The sequence below is a fragment of the Frateuria soli genome (genome assembly GCF_021117385.1).
Lineage (GTDB): Bacteria > Pseudomonadota > Gammaproteobacteria > Xanthomonadales > Rhodanobacteraceae > Frateuria_A > Frateuria_A soli.
Genome location: NZ_CP088252.1, coordinates 1,422,738 through 1,436,778, shown reverse-complemented (window position 1 = coordinate 1,436,778; position 14,041 = coordinate 1,422,738). Strand labels below are relative to the sequence as shown.

Annotated in this window: 16 protein-coding genes and 1 tRNA gene; all 17 read left to right on the top strand. The window is 67.4% G+C overall.

The genetic code is table 11. The features are described 5' to 3' along the window. The first annotated feature begins 2 nt into the window (after positions 1 to 2). The 17 genes from LQ771_RS06625 to LQ771_RS06545 all read left to right on the top strand — a co-directional run bounded on the left by LQ771_RS06625 (position 3) and on the right by LQ771_RS06545 (position 13,987). Positions 3 to 1,556 (top strand): DHA2 family efflux MFS transporter permease subunit, encoded by a 1,554-nt coding sequence (locus tag LQ771_RS06625; protein WP_231351558.1) that lies wholly within the window; start codon positions 3 to 5, stop codon positions 1,554 to 1,556. Between the two features lie 88 nt (positions 1,557 to 1,644). Further along, positions 1,645 to 2,121, top strand: coding sequence for a polyhydroxyalkanoate synthesis repressor PhaR (phaR, locus tag LQ771_RS06620; protein ID WP_231351557.1), 477 nt, complete (start codon positions 1,645 to 1,647; stop codon positions 2,119 to 2,121). Between the two features lie 284 nt (positions 2,122 to 2,405). Then, positions 2,406 to 3,806 (top strand): FAD-dependent oxidoreductase, encoded by a 1,401-nt coding sequence (locus tag LQ771_RS06615; protein ID WP_231351556.1) that lies wholly within the window; start codon positions 2,406 to 2,408, stop codon positions 3,804 to 3,806. Continuing rightward, the gene (locus LQ771_RS06610; RefSeq protein ID WP_231351555.1) at positions 3,799 to 4,203 is read left to right on the top strand and encodes a DUF3293 domain-containing protein; all 405 of its coding nucleotides are present in this window, start codon (positions 3,799 to 3,801) and stop codon (positions 4,201 to 4,203) included. Before LQ771_RS06615 ends, LQ771_RS06610 begins: the two co-directional genes overlap by 8 nt. Positions 4,204 to 4,279: 76 nt before the next feature. After that, positions 4,280 to 4,912, top strand: coding sequence for a cytochrome c biogenesis heme-transporting ATPase CcmA (gene ccmA, locus LQ771_RS06605; RefSeq protein WP_231351554.1), 633 nt, complete (start codon positions 4,280 to 4,282; stop codon positions 4,910 to 4,912). A 36-nt stretch (positions 4,913 to 4,948) separates the two neighbouring features. Beyond that, positions 4,949 to 5,635, top strand: coding sequence for a heme exporter protein CcmB (gene ccmB, locus LQ771_RS06600; protein ID WP_231351553.1), 687 nt, complete (start codon positions 4,949 to 4,951; stop codon positions 5,633 to 5,635). 226 nt (positions 5,636 to 5,861) lie between these two features. Then, positions 5,862 to 6,632, top strand: coding sequence for a heme ABC transporter permease (locus LQ771_RS06595; RefSeq protein ID WP_231351552.1), 771 nt, complete (start codon positions 5,862 to 5,864; stop codon positions 6,630 to 6,632). Continuing rightward, the gene (ccmD, locus tag LQ771_RS06590) at positions 6,629 to 6,823 is read left to right on the top strand and encodes a heme exporter protein CcmD (RefSeq protein WP_231351551.1); all 195 of its coding nucleotides are present in this window, start codon (positions 6,629 to 6,631) and stop codon (positions 6,821 to 6,823) included. Before LQ771_RS06595 ends, ccmD begins: the two co-directional genes overlap by 4 nt. Next, the gene (ccmE, locus tag LQ771_RS06585) at positions 6,820 to 7,278 is read left to right on the top strand and encodes a cytochrome c maturation protein CcmE (RefSeq protein WP_231351550.1); all 459 of its coding nucleotides are present in this window, start codon (positions 6,820 to 6,822) and stop codon (positions 7,276 to 7,278) included. The genes ccmD and ccmE overlap by 4 nt, the downstream gene beginning before the upstream one ends. Next, positions 7,275 to 9,248: a heme lyase CcmF/NrfE family subunit gene (locus LQ771_RS06580; protein WP_231351549.1), complete on the top strand. Its 1,974-nt coding sequence runs from the start codon at positions 7,275 to 7,277 to the stop codon at positions 9,246 to 9,248. Before ccmE ends, LQ771_RS06580 begins: the two co-directional genes overlap by 4 nt. Further along, positions 9,245 to 9,787 (top strand): DsbE family thiol:disulfide interchange protein, encoded by a 543-nt coding sequence (locus tag LQ771_RS06575; protein WP_231351548.1) that lies wholly within the window; start codon positions 9,245 to 9,247, stop codon positions 9,785 to 9,787. The genes LQ771_RS06580 and LQ771_RS06575 overlap by 4 nt, the downstream gene beginning before the upstream one ends. A gap of 119 nt (positions 9,788 to 9,906) precedes the next feature. Next, complete coding sequence (locus tag LQ771_RS06570; protein ID WP_231351865.1) at positions 9,907 to 10,320, top strand: cytochrome c-type biogenesis protein; 414 nt, start codon at positions 9,907 to 9,909, stop codon at positions 10,318 to 10,320. Continuing rightward, entirely contained in the window at positions 10,317 to 11,348 is a 1,032-nt protein-coding gene (locus LQ771_RS06565; RefSeq protein ID WP_231351547.1) for a tetratricopeptide repeat protein, read from the top strand. Before LQ771_RS06570 ends, LQ771_RS06565 begins: the two co-directional genes overlap by 4 nt. Beyond that, positions 11,345 to 12,490 carry a homoserine O-acetyltransferase MetX gene (gene metX / locus LQ771_RS06560; RefSeq protein WP_231351546.1) on the top strand — a complete coding sequence of 382 codons (1,146 nt, stop codon included), beginning with the start codon at positions 11,345 to 11,347 and terminating at the stop codon, positions 12,488 to 12,490. The genes LQ771_RS06565 and metX overlap by 4 nt, the downstream gene beginning before the upstream one ends. A 76-nt stretch (positions 12,491 to 12,566) precedes the next feature. After that, a complete protein-coding gene (locus LQ771_RS06555; protein WP_231351545.1) occupies positions 12,567 to 13,148 on the top strand; it encodes a cysteine dioxygenase family protein in 582 nt (193 codons plus the stop codon). A 24-nt stretch (positions 13,149 to 13,172) separates the two neighbouring features. After that, positions 13,173 to 13,258, top strand: a tRNA-Leu gene (locus LQ771_RS06550). A gap of 240 nt (positions 13,259 to 13,498) precedes the next feature. After that, the gene (locus LQ771_RS06545; RefSeq protein ID WP_231351544.1) at positions 13,499 to 13,987 is read left to right on the top strand and encodes a hypothetical protein; all 489 of its coding nucleotides are present in this window, start codon (positions 13,499 to 13,501) and stop codon (positions 13,985 to 13,987) included. Positions 13,988 to 14,041: the final 54 nt, after the last annotated feature.

The following is a 14,041-nucleotide window of genomic DNA, read 5'->3' as shown; positions in this document are numbered from 1 at the left end:
CGATGGCCGCCAACCCCACCGACACCAGGCCGCTGCCCCCCCTGCACGGCGGCGCGCTGGTGCTGCTCACCATCGCCGTCGCGTTCAGCACCTTCATGGAGGTGCTGGACATGACCATCGTCAACGTGGCCGTGCCGCACATCGCCGGCAGTCTGGGCGTCAGTCCCAGCGAAGGCACCTGGACGATCAGCTCCTACGCACTGGCCAGCGCGATCATGCAGCCGCTCACCGGCTGGATCGCGCGGCGCTTCGGTGAGGTAAGGAGCTTCGTCGTTTCGGTGCTGCTGTTCGTCACCTTCTCCATGCTCTGCGGGCTGGCCACGTCGATGCCGATGCTGGTGATCGCGCGCCTGATGCAGGGCGCCGGATCGGGTCCGATGGTGGCGCTGTCGCTCACCCTGTTGCTGTCGAGCTATCCGAAGGCCAAGCAGGGCATTGCGCTGGCACTGTGGGCGATGACCGTGGTGGTGGCGCCGATTTTCGGCCCGATCCTGGGCGGCTGGCTTACCGACAACTTCTCCTGGCCGTGGATCTTCTACATCAACCTGCCGGTGGGTCTGGCCGCCGCGGTGATCACCTGGGGCCTGCTGCACAAGCGCGAAACGAAGACCGCCAAGACGCCGATCGACGCGGTCGGCCTCGCGCTGCTGGTGGTCGGCGTGGGCGCGCTGCAGTTCATGCTGGACAACGGCAATGACCGCGACTGGTTCGCCTCCCCGCTGATCCTCACGCTGGGCATCGTCGCACTGGTATGCCTGACCTTCCTCATCGTTTGGGAGCTGCACGCCAAGCACCCGGTGGTGGACCTGTCGCTGTTCCGGCAGCGCAATTTCAGCGTGGGCGTGATCGCGCTGACACTGGGCATGTTCGCGTTCTTCGGCATCAATGTGGTCTTCCCGCTGTGGCTGCAGGTAACGCTGGACTACACCGCGACCTGGGCGGGCCTGGCCACCGCGCCGGTCGGCATCCTGGCGTTCCTGATGGCGCCGATCCTGGGGCGCAACATGGACAAGCTGGACCTGCGCGGCGTGGTGACCTTCTCGTTCATCGTGTTCGCGATCACCTCCTGGTGGTTCTCCACCTTCGATGCGTCCGCCTCGTTCTCCACGCTGGTGCTGCCGCGCTTCGTGATGGGCATCGCCATCCCGTGCTTCTTCATTCCGCTCAACCAGATCTACCTCTCGGGCCTGCCGCCAGAGCAGATCGCCAGCGCCACGGGCCTGTCCAACTTCTGCCGCACCATGGGTTCGAGCATCTCAACCGCGGTGACGGTGACGCTCTGGCAGCACCGGGGCGAGTACCACCACGCCACGCTGACCGAATACATCAGCCCGGCGCACCCGGCGGCTACCCGGTTCATCGGACAGGCTTCCCACATGGGACTGTCGCACACGCAGAGCCTGGGCCTGGTCGATCGGTTGCTCAGCCGCGAGGCGCTTACACTGGCGGTAAACGACGTGTTCTTCGGCTGCGCGGTGCTGTTCGTGGTGCTTATCCCGATCCTTTGGTTCGCACGTCCGCCGTTCGGCAGCGCGGGTGGCGCGATGGGACATTGACGCAGGGCCACAACCACCGGATTGCTGCACCGTGGCGTGCAGCATGGATATCTGGTGCAGCGCAATACGTTCTGCTAGCGTGTGCCGCATGGCACAAAAACTGCGCATCATCAAGAAGTATCCGAACCGCCGGCTCTACGACACGGAAATCTCCAGCTACATCACGCTGGAAGAAGTCCGTCAGCTGGTGCTGGATGGCGAATCCTTCGAGGTCCGCGATGCCAAGAGCGGCGAGGACCTGACCCGCTCGGTGCTGCTGCAGATCATCTCCGAGCACGAGGAGAAGGGGCAGCCGATGCTCTCGCCGCAGTTGCTCAGCCAGATCATCCGTTTCTACGGCGACTCGCTGCAGGGGTTCATGGGCCCTTACCTGGAACGCAGCCTGCAGGTCTTCCTCGACCAGCAACAGCAGTTCCGCGCGCAACTCAACAGCCTGATGGGCCAGACGCCCTGGTCCATGCTCAACGAGCTGACCGAGCGCAACCTGGATGCATGGAAGACCATGCAGCGCGGCTTTCTCGACGCCGCCGCGCAAACGCCACCGAACAAGACCCGCAAGGGCTGAACGAGCTCTTATCAAGTGACGCTCGTCCGCCAGGACGACCTTCGCTCCTTCTCCCCTCCGGGGAGAAGGTTGGGATGAGGGGCCGGGGCTCGCGGGGAACCGCCGCTCCGATAGTTGTCCCACCGAGAACTTCGTTCTGACGACCTTCTCCGCAAGAGCGACCCCTTCCCCAACCCTCTCCCCGGACGGAGCGGGAGCGAAAGCCAGGAGCCGCCCCTCCTGCAAAGCATTGCAACCCCGCCCCGCTTGCGGAACAGTCTGGCGATACCCGCAACGGATCGCCCATGAGCAGCAAACCCTCCCTCACCCTGATCGGCGGCGGCCTGGTCGGCGCGCTGCTGGCCCGGCAACTGGCGCGACGCGGCTACGCCGTGGACGTGTTCGAGAAGCGGCCCGACCCGCGCGTCGCCGGATTTACCGGTGGCCGTTCCATCAACCTGGCGCTGGCCGAACGGGGTCTGCAGGCGTTACGCAGCGCCGGCCTTGCCGACGAGGTCCTGCAGCACGCCGTGATGATGCGCGGACGCATGGTGCACACCACCGATGGGCGCAGCGGCCTGCAGCGTTATGGCGTGGACGACAGCGAGGTGATCTGGTCGGTGTCCCGCGGCGGACTGAACATGCTGCTGCTGGATGCAGCCGAGGCGGCCGGAGTGCGCTTCCACTTCGGCCAGGGCCTGGTGTCTGCGGATTTCGACGGCGGGCGCATGCGCGTGGCCGACCTCGACGGCATCGAGCGTGAAGCGGATGCCCCGGTACTGATCGGTGCCGACGGCGCGGGGTCGGCCCTGCGCATGGCGATGAATGCCAGGCGCCCACTGGGCGAGCGCACCGAGTGGCTGGGGCACGGCTACAAGGAACTGGAGATCCCGCCCGCGTCGACGCTGCCGCCCGCGCTGCTCCAGGACAGCGGCGGCCACGACCAGTTCGCGATTGAACCCAACGCGCTGCACATCTGGCCACGCGGCGGCTACATGTGCATCGCGCTGCCCAATACCGCGGGCAGTTTCACCGTCACGCTGTTCCTGCCCGCGCAAGGGCCACACCCGAGCTTCGCCACGCTGCCGGATGCGCGCGCGGCCGAGGGTTTCTTCAGGAACGACTTCGCCGACCTGCTGCCCCTGCTGCGCGGCTTTGCCGAGGACTACGACGCGCACCCGGTCGGTACGCTGGCCACGCTCTACCTGGAACGCTGGCACCTGGGCGGCCGCGCGTTGCTGGTGGGCGACGCGGCGCACGCGATCGTGCCCTTCCACGGCCAGGGCATGAATTGCGGTTTCGAGGACACGGTGGTGCTGGCCGGACTGCTGGAGGGCAGCGATCCGGCCGAGGCCTTCGCCGAGTTCCAGCGCATCCGTCAGCCCGACGCCGATGCGATCGCGGCGATGGCGCTGGAAAACTACGTGGAGATGCGCGACTCGGTCGCCGATCCGCGTTACCTCGCCAAGCGCGAACTCGGCGCGCGCCTGGCCAAGGCCGCGCCGGAACACTTCATGGCGCGCTACCGCATGGTCACCTTCACGCACCTGCCGTACGCCTACGCGCTCGAGCGCGGGCGGGCGCAGGACATCCTGCTGGAGCAACTGCTGCGCGATTCGAACGATCCGGCCTCGGTCGAGCTGGATGCCGCGGTCGCGACGCTCAAGGCCACGCTGCCGCCCCTGCCGCCGCTGCGCCATGGATGAGGCGCTGCTGAAGGCCTACCGCCACAGTGCCTACCGCGTGCGCCTGGGTTCCGGCGGCGCAGCCGTCATCCGCATCGGCGAACCGTTGCCGGTGGTCTTGCGGACCGTGGCCGGCGATCGCGACTGGGGCTTCTTCACCGCCTGGAACCCCGGCTCCCGGCTGCAGCCGCCGGCGGTCAACCGCAAAGCCGAGCGTCGCCTGCTGGCCGACCTGCGGGCCGACGGCTCGCTCGACATCCATCCGGCGCTGGGCAAGGGCGTGGATGGCTGGCGCGAACCGAGCTTCTGGGTCGTGGGCATCTCCGCCGACGCACTGGAGCGATTGGGCAACCGCTACGGGCAGAACGCCTGGCTGTTCGGCCATGGCGCGGGTGCGGCGGGGTTGCAGGTGCGCTGAGGCGGGCTTCCGGCGGGGCGGGTGCGCCCCCGCACCGCATGGACAAGGCGCGCACGCATTGCGGACAATTCCCCGGATGACCTCCAGCCACGCCATCCCGCTGCTGCAAGCGCGGGGCCTTTCCTTCCTGCGCGCCGACGAGCCCGTGTTCGGCCCGCTGGATTTCGCCCTGCACGCAGGCGAACTGGCGCTGGTCGAGGGCGACAACGGCAGCGGCAAGACCACGCTGCTGCGGCTTCTGGCCGGGCTGCTGCACGTCGGCGAGGGCGAACTGCACTGGCGCGGGAAGTCCTGGAGCCGCGACGCCTACGCCGGCGAGGTGCTGTTCCTGGGCCACCAGTTGGGCCTGAAGATGGACATGAGCCCGCGCGAGAACCTGCGCATCGCCGCGGGATTGCATGGCACACGCGAGGGACGCAGCGCGGCCGCGGTGCTGGCCGAGGTCGGCCTGGCCGGTTACGAGGACGAGCCGGTGCGCCGCCTGTCCGCGGGCCAGAAGAAGCGCGCCGCGCTGGCGCGCCTGCTACTGCTTCCGGCCGTACTGTGGCTGCTGGACGAGCCCTACGCGAACCTGGATCGCGCGGGCATTGCGCTGGTCAACCGGCTGCTGGAGGCGCACATCGCCCAGGGCGGCGCGGCGCTCGTCACCAGCCATGGCGCGGTGAGCTTCCACGGCGGCGAGCCCAAGCGGATCCGCATGCATGCCTGAGCTCGCGCGCCCCCTGCCTGAGCCGGAGCCGGCCGCATGAGCCGGACGTCCCTCGCGGTCGCCTGTGGCGCCGTGCTGCGGCGAGACCTCACGCTCGCCTGGCGGAGCCGGGGCGACATCGCCATGCCGGTGCTCTACGCGCTGATTGTCGCCACGCTGTTCCCGTTCGCGCTGGGTCCGGAAGACGCCCTGCTCCAACGCATTGCCGGTGGCGTGGTGCTGGTCACCGTGCTGCTGGCCATGCTGCTGGCGCTCGACGCCATGTTCCGCAGCGACATCGAGGACGGCTCGCTGGAACAACTGGTGCTCGCCCCGCAGCCGCTGGCGCTGATGCTGGGCATGAAGATCCTTGCGCACTGGCTCACCACCGCGCTGCCGCTGATCGTGATCGCGCCCCTGCTGGCCGGCATGCTGCACCTGCCCGTGCCGGTGATGGGCGTGCTCATGCTGGCGCTGCTGCTGGCCACGCCCATGCTCAGCCTGCTGGGCGCCGTGCTGGTCGCGCTGACGGCCGGGACGCGGCGCTCTGGTATGCTGCTCGCCCTGATGCTGCTGCCACTGTGCGTGCCGGTGGTCATCTTTGCCGCAGGTGCGGTCGCGGCCGCCCAACAGGGGTTACCGTGGGTGGCCCCGATCGCCTGGCTCGGCGCGGCGCTCGTCCTCGCCCTGGTGCTTGCACCGCTTGCCTGCGCCGCCGCCCTTCGCATTGCCTTGGACGCCTGAAATGAGCCTCCGCATGACCTCAAGTTCGCCCGCGTTGCCGTCGCGCGGCCGCCCGGTGGTGGCGCGAGGCATGGCGGCCGTGCGGCAAGCCTCCGGGTCGGGGCTGCTTGCCTGCGGGACTGCGTCATCATCCAGGCGCGTATCGACACATACGCCTCCGTTTTTTCTCGTCCCGCGGGCAAACAGCGCCCGGCGCGGGCGATCTTGAGGTCAAGGGGAGGCTCGGATGTCCAAGTGGATTCCCCTCTGGTTGCACAAGCTCGGTTCGCCACCGACCTTCTACCGCTTCGCCGGCACGCTGCGGCCGTGGTTCCTGGCGCTGGCGCTGATCGCCGGCGCGATCGGGCTGTACGGCGGTCTGGTGCTGGCCCCGGCCGACTACCAGCAGGGCGACGCCTACCGGATCATCTTCATCCACGTGCCGAGCGCCTGGATGGGGCTGTTCATCTATGGCGTGATGGCGGTGGCCTCGTTCATCGCGCTGGTCTGGCGGATCAAGCTGGCCGAGGCGGTGGCGATGGAATCGGCCCCCGTCGGCGCGGCCTTCACCTTCATCACCCTGGTCACCGGTTCGCTGTGGGGCAAGCCGATGTGGGGCACGTGGTGGACCTGGGACGCGCGGTTGACGTCCGAGCTGGTGCTCCTGTTCCTGTACCTGGGCGTGATCGGGCTGTATCACGCGTTCGAGGATCGCCGCCAGGGCGCGCGCGCCGCGGCTTTCCTGGCCATCATCGGCATCATCAACGTACCGATCGTGCACTTCTCGGTGAACTGGTGGAACACGCTGCACCAGGGCTCGACCGTGCGCATCCTGGGCCCCTCCAGGATCAGCATGGACATGCTGTGGCCGCTGCTGACCATGATGGTGGCGACCAAGCTGTACTACGTCGCCAGCCTGTTCGGGCGCGTGCGCGTCGATCTGCTGGAGCTCGAAGGCGGCAAGGACTGGGTACGCAGGATCGCCACCGGCGAACAGGCGCCGGGAGAACGGGCATGAGCCAGTTCCTCGCGATGGGCGGTTACGCGGCGTACGTGTGGCCTGCTTATGCCGTGTTTTTCCTCGTGCTGCTCGCCGATTTCATTTCCCCGCTCGTGCGCCGCCGCCGCAACCTGCGTGAACTTCGCGCGCGCCTGGCACGTCAAACGGCGCGCCAGCAACGCGCTGCCTCCCCGGCCGTGAACCCATGAACCCGACCCGCAAACGCCGCCTGATCATCGTCCTGCTCGTGCTCGCCGCCGCCGTGGTGGCGGTAGGCCTGACCGTGTTCGCCCTGCAGCAGAACATGAACTACCTGTTCACCCCGAGCCAGGTGCGCTCGGGCCAGGCCGAGGCCTACAAGACCTTCCGCCTGGGCGGCATGGTCAAGGCCGGCTCGATCCAGCGCTCGGGCGATTCGCTCAAGGTCGGCTTCACCGTGGTCGACGCCGGTGGCGCGATGCCGGTCGAATACACCGGCATCCTTCCCGACCTGTTCCGCGACAACCAGTCGGTGATCGCCACGGGGCACATGGCTGGCGACCATTTCGTCGCCACCGAGGTGCTCGCCAAGCACGATGAAACCTACATGCCCAAGGAACTGAAGGACGCCATGGAGAAGGCGCACCACGGCAAGGCCGTGGCCGCCAACGAGGCCCCGCAATGACCCCCGAACTCGGCCAGCTCGCCCTCATCCTCGCCATGCTGCTCGCCCTGGCGCAGGGTGTACTGCCGCTGATCGGCGCATGGCGCGGCAACCGGGCGCTGATGGCCATCGCGCGGCCCGCCGCCGCCGGCCAGGCGGTGTTCGTGGCGGTGGCGTTCGGGCTGCTGGCATGGGCCTTCCTGACCTTCGATTTCTCGGTGCAGTACGTGGCCGACAACTCGAACCTCGCCCTGCCCTGGTACTACCGCATCGCGGCGGTGTGGGGCGCGCACGAGGGCTCGATGCTGCTGTGGGTGATGATCCTCAACGTCTGGACGGTGGCGCTGGCCGCCTTCAGCCGGCAACTGCCCGAAGAGTTCCTGGCCCGGGTGCTTGGCGTGCTCGGCATCGTGGCGGTCGGCTTCCTGGCGTTCATCGTCTTCACCTCCAATCCGTTCGCGCGCCTGCTGCCGATGCCGCCGGACGGCGCCGACCTGAACCCGGTGCTGCAGGACCCGGGAATGACCTTCCACCCGCCCGTGCTGTACATGGGCTACGTGGGTTTCTCGGTGGCCTTCGCCTTCTCCATTGCCGCGCTGCTCGGCGGCGCACTGGAGCAAGGCTGGGTGCGCTGGGCGCGACCCTGGACCAATGCGGCCTGGGGCTTCCTCACCTGCGGCATCGTCGCGGGCAGCTGGTGGGCCTACGCGGAGCTGGGCTGGGGCGGCTGGTGGTTCTGGGACCCGGTGGAGAACGCCAGCTTCATGCCATGGCTGGTGGGCGTGGCGCTGATCCACGCACAGGCGGTCACGGAGAAGCGCGGCTCGCTGCGCGCCTGGACCATCCTGCTCTCGATCTTTGCGTTCTCGCTCTCGCTGCTGGGCACGTTCCTGGTGCGTTCGGGCGTGCTGACCAGCGTGCATGCGTTCGCCTCCGATCCGCGCCGCGGCCTGTACATCCTGGGCTTCCTGGCGATCGTGATCGGCGGTTCGCTGCTGCTGTACGCGGTCCGCGCCCCGAAGGTCGCCGGCGGCAAGGCATTCGCCCCGCTCTCGCGCGAAACGGTCATCCTGGTCGCCAACCTGATGTTCACGGTGGCCGCGGCCATGGTGCTGCTGGGCACGCTGTTCCCGCTGATCGGCGACGCGCTGCACCTGGGCAAGATCTCGGTCGGCCCGCCCTACTTCGGCTTCCTGTTCCCTCTGCTGATGCTGCCGGTGGTGCTGCTGCTGCCGTTCGGACCGTTCCTGCGCTGGGGCAAGAGCGAGGCCGCCCCGCTCAAGAGCGTGCTGCTGCGCGTGACCATCGCCGCGGTGGCCTGTGCGATCGTGGCGGCCTTCCTCGTGCATGGCCAAGCCAAGGCGATCGCCGGCGTGGCGGCGGCCGTGTGGTGTGGGGTCGGCACGCTGCTGTACGTCTACAAGCGCTGGCGCGAGATGCCGCGCGGGCGTCGCTATCCTGCCGAGATGGCCGGCATGCTGCTGGCGCACTTCGGAGTGGGTGTGTTCCTGGTCGGCGTATTGCTGTCCGAGTCGCTCAGCGTCACCCGCGACGTGCGCATGGCGCCGGGTGACACGCAGACCGTGGGCGCCTACACCTTCCGCTTCGACGGCGTGGACGCCACGCGTGGTCCCAACTGGCATGCCGAACAGGGCACGGTCACGGTCTTGCGCGACGGCAGGACGATCGACGTGATGCATCCGCAGAAGCGCACCTACCCGCGCGGCCAGGTGCAGACCGAATCGGCGGTCGACCCTGGCATCACCCGCGACCTCTACGTGGCCCTGGGCGAACCGATGGACCCGAACAAACTCGAAGGCGCCTGGGCGCTGCGGCTCTACGCCAAGCCGTTCGTGCGCTGGATCTGGGCCGGTGGGCTGCTCATGATGCTGGGTGGCTTCGTGGCTGGTGCGGACAAGCGCTTCCGAGCCAAACGCTCCGCCAGGGTTGCGGCAGAGCCCGTGCTCCCGGCGGAGGAGTCGCGCGCATGAGCCGCTCGCTGCCGCTGATCGGCTTCCTGCTTCTGGTGGGTCTGTTCGGCTTCGGTATCTGGTGGAACACGCAGCACGACCCGCGCGAGGTGCCCTCGCCGCTGATCGGCAAGCCCGCGCCCGAGTTCTCGCTCCCGCTGCTGGACGATCCGGCCCGGATGGTCAGCAAGTCCTCCATGCTGGGCAAGCCCTACCTGGTCAACGTGTTCGCCAGCTGGTGCGTCGCCTGTGGCGAGGAGCATCCCGTGCTGATGGCCGAAGGCCGCACGCTGGGCGTGCCGCTGGTCGGCTACGACTACAAGGATGCGCCTGAAGACGCCAAGGCCTGGCTGGCCCGGCACGGCAACCCGTACGACATCGTGATCGCCGACCAGCCCGGTCGCACCGCGATCGACTTCGGCGTGTATGGCGCGCCGGAGAGCTTCCTGATCGACGCCAGGGGCATGATCCGCTACAAGCACATCGGGCCGTTCACGCCCGAAGTGATCGAGCGCGAACTCAGGCCGCTGATCGCACAGCTCAAGCAGGAGGCGCCATGAGCGCCGCGTGCCTGCCCACGAGTGCATTCTTTGCGCGGCCGCAGGCTACCGCGCGGTTGGGTCGTGCACAGGGTGCGTTCCTGCGACTGCTTTTTGCTCTGGTGTTGGCTCTGTCCGGCATGGCCCAGGCCCATGCCCAGGCCATCGACCCGCTGCCGTTCAAGGACCACGCGCAGGAAATCCGCTTCCAGAACCTCACCCGCCAGCTGCGTTGCCTGGTCTGCCAGAACGAGAACCTGGCCGACTCCAACGCCGACCTGGCGCGCGACCTGCGCCACGAGGTCTTCGGACTGATGCAGCAAGGCAAGACGGACGACCAGATCAAGCAATACCTGGTCGACCGCTATTCCGACTTCGTGCTGTACGACCCGCCGGTCAAGCCGTCCACCTGGCTACTGTGGTTCGGCCCTGCGCTGTTCCTGCTGATGGGCGCCGCGGTGGTTCTGGTGACCATCCGCAGGCGCAGTCGCGCCACGCGCATCGACAGCAGGCTGGTCGACAACGCCACGATCGAACAAGGGGACGATTGGTGAAGCTCGCGTTCTACCTGATCGCTGCCGCGATGATCGCGGCGGCGCTCGCGCTGCTGCTCTGGCCACTGGTGCGGCATGGCCGCCGCCAGGGTCGCCCGGGCGGCCTGTTCGCACTCGTGCTCGTGGTGGCCTTCGTGGTACCGCTGGCGGCTGGCGGGTTGTACCTGATGGTTGGCACGCCGGTAGCCTTGAACGGCGTGGCGGCCCCGCCGTCCATGGACATCGGCCAGGCCGTCGCCGAGCTGCGGGACCACCTCAAGCAGCAGCCGGACGACCTGCAGGGCTGGATGTTGCTGGCGCAGACCGAGGCCGCGCTGCACCAGAACGCACAGGCGCGCGAAGCCTACGGCCAGGCGCTCCGCCTCGATCCGAAGAACACCGCGGCCATGGTCGGCTGGGCCGAGGCCGATTCCATGGCGCGGGACGACCATCGTATCGAGGGGCGTGCCCTGGATTTGCTCAAGCAGGCGGTGGCCGCGGATCCGACCAACCAGCGCGGCCTGTGGCTGCTCGGCATCAGCCAGTTCCAGCACGATGACTACGCCGCCTCAGCCGCCACCTGGCGTCGCCTGCAACCGCTGCTTGATCCCGGCTCCAACGTAGCCAAGGCGGTGACCGAGCAGATCGCCGTGGCCGAGGCGCGCGCCGGCGCAAAGCCGGCTTCCGCCGCCAGCACCGAGGGTCCCCATCTCACGGTACAGGTCCAGCTTGCCCCCGCGCTGCGCGACAGGCTCCAGCCAGGCGCGGCGTTGTTCGTCTACGCACGCGCTGAACAGGGGCCGCCAATGCCGCTGGCCGTAGCGCGCCTGGATGCCGCGCAGTTGCCCGCCACGGTCACCCTGACCGATGCGATGGCGATGGCGCCCCAGTTCAAGCTCTCCCTGGCGGACAAGGTGTTCGTCGGCGCAAGGATCAGCGCCAGCGGCCAGGCCAGCGCCCAGGCTGGCGATCTGGAGGGTGACGCCGGCGTGGTGCCGGTGGACCAGGCCGACCCGGTACGGATCGTCATCGACAAGATCCACCCATGACCGCGCAAGCCCCCGACGCACGCCGTTACCACGCCCTGCCCTCGCCGTTTCCGATGAAGCGGGGCGGCCAGTTGCATGGGGCACGGATAGCGTACGAAACCTGGGGGCAGCTCGATGCGGCCCGTGGCAATGCCGTGCTGATCCTCACCGGCCTTTCCCCCAGCGCGCACGCAGCCTCCAACGCCGGGGACCCCGGCCCGGGCTGGTGGGAGGGAATGCTTGGTCCAGGCAAGGCCATCGACACCGACCGCTGGTTCGTCATCTGCGTCAATTCGCTCGGCAGCGACAAGGGCTCGACCTGCCCCGCATCGACCGACCCGGCCACCGGCGAGCCTTACCGCCTGGCGTTCCCTGAGCTCTCGCTGGAAGATGTCGCCAACGCCGCCTTCGAGCTGGTACGCCATGGTCTGGGCATCGAACGGCTGGCCTGCCTCATCGGCTGCTCGATGGGCGGCATGAGCGCACTGGCCTACATGGTGTTGCATCCGGGTAGCGTGCGCGCGCACGTCAGCGTGGATACCGCGCCGCAGGCGCAGCCTTTCGCCATCGCCATCCGCTCGTTGCAGCGCGAGGCGATCCGGCTCGACCCGAAATGGAATGGCGGCGACTACGACATCCACTTCGAGGGCGGCCATGACGGCGAGGGCGATCGCTATCCCGAGATGGGCATGAGCATCGCCCGCAAGCTGGGCGTGATCACCTACCGCTCCGCGATGGAGTGGAACGGCCGTTTCGCGCGCATCCGGCTGGATCCGGAGAAGCGCGAGGACGAACCGTTCGGTTTCGAGTTCCAGGTCGAGTCCTATCTGCAGGGCCACGCCCAGCGCTTCGTACGCAGCTTCGATCCCAATTGCTACCTCTATCTGTCGCGCGCGAGCGACTGGTTCGATATCGGCGAATACGGCGGCGGCGACACCATGGAAGGCCTGAAGCGCATCCGGATCGAGCGCGCACTGGTGATCGGCGTCAGCACCGACATCCTGTTCCCGCTCGAACAGCAGGAGCAGATCGCCACCGGCCTGTCCGCCGCAGGGGCCAAGGTCGAATTTGTGGCGCTGGACTCGCCGCAGGGTCACGACGCGTTCCTGGTCGACATCCCAAACTACAGCCGCGCCATCGGCGGCTTTCTTGCCCGTCTGTGAATTCCTGACGAGTCTGTCTCGGCCGGCTAACAGCTGTGCGCTAAACTCGGCGTGAAGTCGTACCGCGAGAATCCCCATGCTCACCACGGAATTTCCCGGCTGCCGCGAACTGATCGAAGCGATCGATCACGCCGTCGGCATGGAAACCACCTTCGCCGTCACCGATACCTTGCGCAACGGGTTGTGCAAGCTGATGCGCAGCGGCGCGGTCAAACTGCCCGATTGCGTATTCGAGACCGCCGAGGGCCGCTACGCCCGACGCGAGCTCTACCGCAGCGAGAAGCACGGCTATTGCGTGGTGGCGATGACCTGGGGTCCCGGCCAGGGCACTCCGATCCACGACCATTGCGGCATGTGGTGCGTCGAGGGCGTCTGGAGCGGCGCGCTGGAGGTGGTGCAGTACGAACGCCTCGCCGACGAGAACGGCCACTGCCGCTTCCAGCCGGTCGGCTCGATCCAGGCCGGCCCGGGCTCGGCCGGCAGCCTGATCCCGCCCCACGAGTACCACACGATCCGCAACCCGAGCGAAGACGCCATCGCGGTCAGCCTGCACATCTACTCCGGCAACATGACCCGCTGCGCGATCTTCCAGCCCTTGCCGGAAGATCACGGCTACGAACGCTGCGAGCGCCAACTGGGGCTCGACCCGGTGCACTGAGCCGGGCATAATTCGGTTTCTTGTGCCGGTGTGGCGGAATGGTAGACGCGGCGGACTCAAAATCCGCTTCTGGCGACAGAGTGTAGGTTCGAGTCCTATCACCGGTACCACAAGAAGCGCGTCGCCGACGGAGCCCGCCATGAGCGGGCTTTATTTTTTCAAGCAAGTACTGCCGGGACAGCTCTATGCACAGCCGACTCCTGCGCGGCAATCACCCACGCCGCCCTGGTAAGGAGCCGCAAGCTCCTCCGGATTTGCATTAGCACTCCCTGTTCTCAAAAACATCACTTTTGCTGCTGATAGAGTGGCATTGCTCGATCAATGGGCAAATCAACAAGGGGAATATGGTTATGAGCAAACTTTCGTCTCGCCGGGTTCTCTGCGCCGGCATGGTCGCCATGGGACTCGCGGTCACCACGTTGTCGGCAGCACCCCTGAGCAATGGCTTGGGACAGGCCTGGCCGAATGCACAAGACGTAAGCGCGAATCCGAACTGGCACGTCTACGTATTTGCCAACAACGGCATTCGCTACGTACAAGTCAACGACGCTAACGGCAATGTGCGCGTCGCGTTCGGTGCTGCGGGCGGACAGTTCCTGGTCCTCCCCATGGGGCGCGATGCACAGCGCATTGCGACGCCGCAACAGTCGCTGCCGGAAGCGAGCACGGTAGTGCCGCTGACGTCCTATACCGAGACGGTGTACAAGGACGACAGCATGCAACTCGATGTAGTGCCGATGAGCGACGGCACTACCCGGTTCTCCGTTTCGCCCATGACAACGAGCACGCTCATAGCACCTTGCGATAATCCGGCCGAATGCAATGGGCACCTGAATTGATATAAAAAAAACCGCCTTTCGAGGCGGTTTTTTTCTGGCCGGACGAAGAGAAGA

Coding starts and splice junctions, on each gene's coding strand:
- LQ771_RS06625 (WP_231351558.1), top strand. CDS start 3: ATGGCCGCCAACCCCACCGACACCAGGCCGCTGCCCCCCCTGCACGGC.
- phaR (WP_231351557.1), top strand. CDS start 1,645: ATGGCACAAAAACTGCGCATCATCAAGAAGTATCCGAACCGCCGGCTC.
- LQ771_RS06615 (WP_231351556.1), top strand. CDS start 2,406: ATGAGCAGCAAACCCTCCCTCACCCTGATCGGCGGCGGCCTGGTCGGC.
- LQ771_RS06610 (WP_231351555.1), top strand. CDS start 3,799: ATGGATGAGGCGCTGCTGAAGGCCTACCGCCACAGTGCCTACCGCGTG.
- ccmA (WP_231351554.1), top strand. CDS start 4,280: ATGACCTCCAGCCACGCCATCCCGCTGCTGCAAGCGCGGGGCCTTTCC.
- ccmB (WP_231351553.1), top strand. CDS start 4,949: ATGAGCCGGACGTCCCTCGCGGTCGCCTGTGGCGCCGTGCTGCGGCGA.
- LQ771_RS06595 (WP_231351552.1), top strand. CDS start 5,862: ATGTCCAAGTGGATTCCCCTCTGGTTGCACAAGCTCGGTTCGCCACCG.
- ccmD (WP_231351551.1), top strand. CDS start 6,629: ATGAGCCAGTTCCTCGCGATGGGCGGTTACGCGGCGTACGTGTGGCCT.
- ccmE (WP_231351550.1), top strand. CDS start 6,820: ATGAACCCGACCCGCAAACGCCGCCTGATCATCGTCCTGCTCGTGCTC.
- LQ771_RS06580 (WP_231351549.1), top strand. CDS start 7,275: ATGACCCCCGAACTCGGCCAGCTCGCCCTCATCCTCGCCATGCTGCTC.
- LQ771_RS06575 (WP_231351548.1), top strand. CDS start 9,245: ATGAGCCGCTCGCTGCCGCTGATCGGCTTCCTGCTTCTGGTGGGTCTG.
- LQ771_RS06570 (WP_231351865.1), top strand. CDS start 9,907: ATGGCCCAGGCCCATGCCCAGGCCATCGACCCGCTGCCGTTCAAGGAC.
- metX (WP_231351546.1), top strand. CDS start 11,345: ATGACCGCGCAAGCCCCCGACGCACGCCGTTACCACGCCCTGCCCTCG.
- LQ771_RS06555 (WP_231351545.1), top strand. CDS start 12,567: ATGCTCACCACGGAATTTCCCGGCTGCCGCGAACTGATCGAAGCGATC.
- LQ771_RS06545 (WP_231351544.1), top strand. CDS start 13,499: ATGAGCAAACTTTCGTCTCGCCGGGTTCTCTGCGCCGGCATGGTCGCC.